Raw genomic sequence first — 4,267 nt, forward strand, 5'->3', positions numbered from 1 at the left:
TATTTATAGACATATGTAACACATCCCTTCTTGTTTTCACATAAATATTGCTTCTTTTATAAAATAAAAGCAATTTAACAAGAAAATATGTAACGCATTAAAAGTCAATATTTTCCTGTTAAACCACCTTTTTTAAATAGAAATACGACTGATAAAACGATAACAACAGCCTTCAAACTGCCCCCATATGGATAAATAGCATGATCAGTTAGACTAGCATGCTAAAAAATATTCTCTAAACCGAAAATTCCTATCATGACTGCTAAAAGGAATGAAGCTGATCCATACGTCCCTTTACGATAGAGGGTAAATAAATAGACTGCGAAAATTAGTGGTAAGATGATTTGTAGTACGATTATCATAGTTCGTCCCCCAGATTATTTATAATTATATTATATACAAAATTGTAATAAAAATGAAGAAAACTTATTTGATACTAACAGAACTACTCTAATCATATTCTTCTATAAAAAAGAAGAAAAAGGGGTGTACAGTTAATTGACAAAAGTTAAAGTTAGTTTACGACCCATTGTTCATAACGTAAATTTACCAACTGTATTGAAAACAACGATACTTCCAGGTGAATCGACCGAAAGACTATTTATCGCAACTCAATTAGGAGAGATTTTTTACATAGGGGACGGAGTTATAAAGACATTTTTAGATATTCGTCACCTAATTATTAAATTAGGTACATTTGAAGAAGGTGTTTCTAGTAGCGGTTATGATGAACGCGGATTGCTAGGACTTGCGTTCCATCCACAATTTTATCAAAATGGGTTATTTTATCTTCATTATTCAGTAGCCGGAACTCAAGGACCAGGTGCACTTTCTGAACAATTTAAACCGAATCCTTGTGACCCTAAAACGTTAAATTTGAAGTGGGTTAATAGAAATACGCAATATGATCACATTGATACAGTGGAAGAACGGACTTTACAATCTAATGGTCAAGCTCAAAAGCGACGAACATTACTGAATGTAAGAAGACCATTTTTTAATCATAACGGAGTCAATAGTTTAAACTTTTCACCTGAGACTGGAAAACTTGTTTTTACAAATGGAGATGGTGGATCAGGTTATGATCCATTTAATTTAAGCCAAGATGATTTAGAAATAGCAGGAAAAATAATTGAAATCGATGTAAGTAAAAATACATTTATAAATAACCCTCCTGTAGTTACACGCTTTAATGAACTTCCTTTATCTATACAAGAAACACTTACAGTAATTGCAAAAGGAGTACGTAATATAACCGGCATTTCATTTCAAAGGTTTTATAATCAATATATCAAATACGCCGGAAATGTCGGACAAGATATTGTAGAGTCTATTTTTTCATTTGTTCAATATAAACCTATACCGGTAACAGAACTTGTTCAAATGCATTTTATGAGGTTAACTCCCAATCAAGATGGGTTTATCAATTTTGGGTGGCGAGGATGGGAAGGGGATTTACCTACTTCTTTTATACGACATTGTTCTGAGAATCAGACTTTGGATGAGAGAACGATGGTTTATTATGATGAAACAATACAAACTTCAGTGAAGCGTATTCTGCCTCTACTTAGTTATTTTCATAAAGATTCTAGAACAGATAAGTTTGGAGGAACTTCACTTACAGGAGTTCAGCCATATATGGGAAATGCAATTCCAAATTTAACAGGTAGCGTTGTTTTTACTGACCTTGCGAAGAAAGGAGAATCCCAGTCTCCAATTAAGGGTGTTTTAGCCTATACTAGAGCAGGTACAGACGGTAAACATGCTGACTTTTATGCTATTGAAACCAATTATGATTTTGGTACGCAAGCAGCTTATTATATGAGTTTAGGAACAAATTCGAATCAAACTAAGTTATATTTAGGAGTTTACAGTTCTATGAAAGTAACTGATTTTAACAAAGGTACCATTTTTGAAATTATTCCTTGATACGATATAAATTCTCAGTTTAAAAACATAAAGAGTTTATTCTGCTTCCAAAACGCACAACTTGACTTGTCCCCCTAAAAATCTTCAATCTATAAGTATCTATTTTATATAGTGATTTATAACTAGTAGAAAGCAACTCATAAACCATAAGTGTATGAATAATATAGAAAGTAATGAATGTGGTATCTTTAGGGGGTATTTTAATGAATTGGTTTGTACGTTATTGGTATCAACTGATGATAGAACATGATACGAGCTTTGTTCATAAAAGAAAATTGTCCCTTGCGAATAAGTTAGTACTTACAGCTTTGATGAGTGCATTAGCCACCATGTTTCAAGCAGCTGGGAACTTAGTTCCTGGTATAGGTTTGCTCATTAGTCCATTTTCGACATTACCGATTTTTTTTGCTATTTTTTATTCTATTCGTGAGGGAATACTTTCTTATATTCTTACTATTTTTCTATTATTTATTATTGAGCCCAGTGAACTAATTGTCTTTCCTTTTACTACAGGCTTATTAGGTCTAACCTTAGGAGTATCCTTTTTAAAATTAAAGAGGAGAATTTGGATTGTTTCTTTTTCAGCAACTTGTCTACTTATAGGTATTATGATCGTTCTCGATGTTTTCCACTTTCCGGTACTTGGTCCTGCTGTTCATACAACTATGGATATAAAAATTATTTTATCAATATTTATAATGAGCTTTCTATACTGTTGGATTTTTGCAGGTTTTTGCAGAATAATGATGAATAGATTATATAAAGTGTTGTATTGACAATGGCATAATGAGGATTGGAGATTGAATTCATGACTAACGTTGCAGTTAGACGACCGAATTTGAATGATGTAGATGAACTATATTTATTTTTCCGTATAGTTATTACGAATACATACAAAAATGAAGGATTGTCACAATTATTGGATGACATAGAAAATGAAATTAACTCAAAAAAGCAGTATTTGAAAAGTGATTTTGATAGTAACGGAGAAAGTCGTTACTTTTTATTAGCAATTGATACAAGTAACAATAAAATCATTGGAACAATCGAAATCGGTCCAGCAAGTACATTGATTAATAGTTGTACAGGTGGTGTGCTTAAAAATTTGTATGAAATAGGAACTGTATTCATACTTCCGGACTATCAAAGAAAGGGAATAGGGAGTTTATTACTACATACAATGTTTCTTACATTACTTAGCAGAGGGATAACAGAATATTGTTTAGATAGTGGATATAAAAATGCGCAAAGTATATGGACGAAAAAGTTTGGAAAACCTAACTATGTATTGAAAGATTACTGGGGAGAATCCAGTGATCATATGATTTGGAAGAAAAGTTTACATGATACACCTATAATATTTGAATTATAAAATGAAATATGCCTCTGAACATAGCTTTTCTTACTTATGTATGCTATTATTTATCTTTATAATAAAAGAGGACGTGAATGAACTTGATTAAAATTAATATTCCTGAAGCTGATGTTTCAATTACTGAACGTAAACAAGTTATTAAAGGAGACGAGCCAATCATTACTCCAATTAATGGATTTATCGATTTCCACTTGTTCCCTAGAGATAAAGGCGGCATTTTTATGTTTTACAATATTAATGACGAACTTCTTTTCGTAGGTAAAGCTCGTAAAATTAGACAACGTATTAAGAAGCATTTTGAAGATAATGTTTCACCAATTAAAAATCACCGTGATGAAGTATACCGCATTGATGCATGTATCGTAGAAGATCCAACAGAAAGAGAAATTTACGAAACATATATCATTAATGAATACAAAGCGAAATATAACGTTGATAAAGTATTCTACAAATAATCAACATTAATAAAAAACAATCCTAGCTAATATGCAAGGATTGTTTTTTATTTAGATTTATTCTTCATATCTTTCTCCTTTTTTCAAATGATTAGCAGCAACAAAACAGATTACACCTATAAATATAAGTACAATACCAACCGTTTTATGTTTTCCCTCAAAGAAAGGAATATCTGAAATAACATTTGTCATACATAGTCCTAAAAATACAAGGATAGGGCCCACCCAAAGTAATACATTACCGAATTTTGTGTGCTTCCACATAATAACCCTCCTTAACCCTCTTTACATATATATCCATAAATAAAAAGTAAATTCATAGAGAAATATAGTTTTTTTCATATCGAAAATTTAACCCTCATATATTGGTACAAGCAAAAGAGAAAGGAGACCATCATGAATTGGTTAGAAGCTTTCATACTAGGTATAATTCAAGGTTTAACAGAATTTTTACCAATCAGTAGTACCGGACATCTTTATTTAGGAAGGCATTTGTTCCGATTAGATG

At 31.5% G+C, this 4,267-nt stretch carries 6 protein-coding genes and 1 pseudogene; 5 read left to right on the forward strand and 2 right to left on the reverse strand.

The genetic code is table 11. The annotated features are described in order from the left end of the window. Positions 1 to 104 precede the first annotated feature (104 nt). Positions 105 to 362: pseudogene (locus GBN78_RS28775) on the reverse strand (hypothetical protein). 136 nt (positions 363 to 498) lie between these two features. Between GBN78_RS28775 and GBN78_RS28780 the strand changes: the two are divergent. From GBN78_RS28780 to GBN78_RS28795, 4 genes are all read left to right on the forward strand, one after another. Beyond that, entirely contained in the window at positions 499 to 1,929 is a 1,431-nt protein-coding gene (locus GBN78_RS28780; protein ID WP_152127989.1) for a PQQ-dependent sugar dehydrogenase, read from the forward strand. 203 nt (positions 1,930 to 2,132) lie between these two features. Continuing rightward, entirely contained in the window at positions 2,133 to 2,705 is a 573-nt protein-coding gene (locus tag GBN78_RS28785; RefSeq protein WP_152127990.1) for a hypothetical protein, read from the forward strand. Positions 2,706 to 2,737: 32 nt separating this feature from the next. Continuing rightward, on the forward strand, positions 2,738 to 3,301 hold the full coding sequence (locus GBN78_RS28790; RefSeq protein WP_152127991.1) for a GNAT family N-acetyltransferase: 564 nt from the start codon (positions 2,738 to 2,740) through the stop codon (positions 3,299 to 3,301). A gap of 77 nt (positions 3,302 to 3,378) precedes the next feature. Continuing rightward, positions 3,379 to 3,759, forward strand: coding sequence for a nucleotide excision repair endonuclease (locus GBN78_RS28795; protein WP_001048941.1), 381 nt, complete (start codon positions 3,379 to 3,381; stop codon positions 3,757 to 3,759). 57 nt (positions 3,760 to 3,816) lie between these two features. Here the strand turns inward: GBN78_RS28795 and GBN78_RS28800 are convergent, their stop codons facing one another. After that, entirely contained in the window at positions 3,817 to 4,023 is a 207-nt protein-coding gene (locus GBN78_RS28800; RefSeq protein ID WP_000265477.1) for a hypothetical protein, read from the reverse strand. Between the two features lie 132 nt (positions 4,024 to 4,155). Here GBN78_RS28800 and GBN78_RS28805 point away from each other — a divergent pair. Continuing rightward, a partial coding sequence (locus GBN78_RS28805; protein WP_277998069.1) for an undecaprenyl-diphosphate phosphatase occupies positions 4,156 to 4,267 on the forward strand: 112 nt, incomplete at its 3' end.

It is taken from the genome of Bacillus sp. B2-WWTP-C-10-Post-4, assembly GCF_009183805.1.
Classification (GTDB): domain Bacteria; phylum Bacillota; class Bacilli; order Bacillales; family Bacillaceae_G; genus Bacillus_A; species Bacillus_A cereus.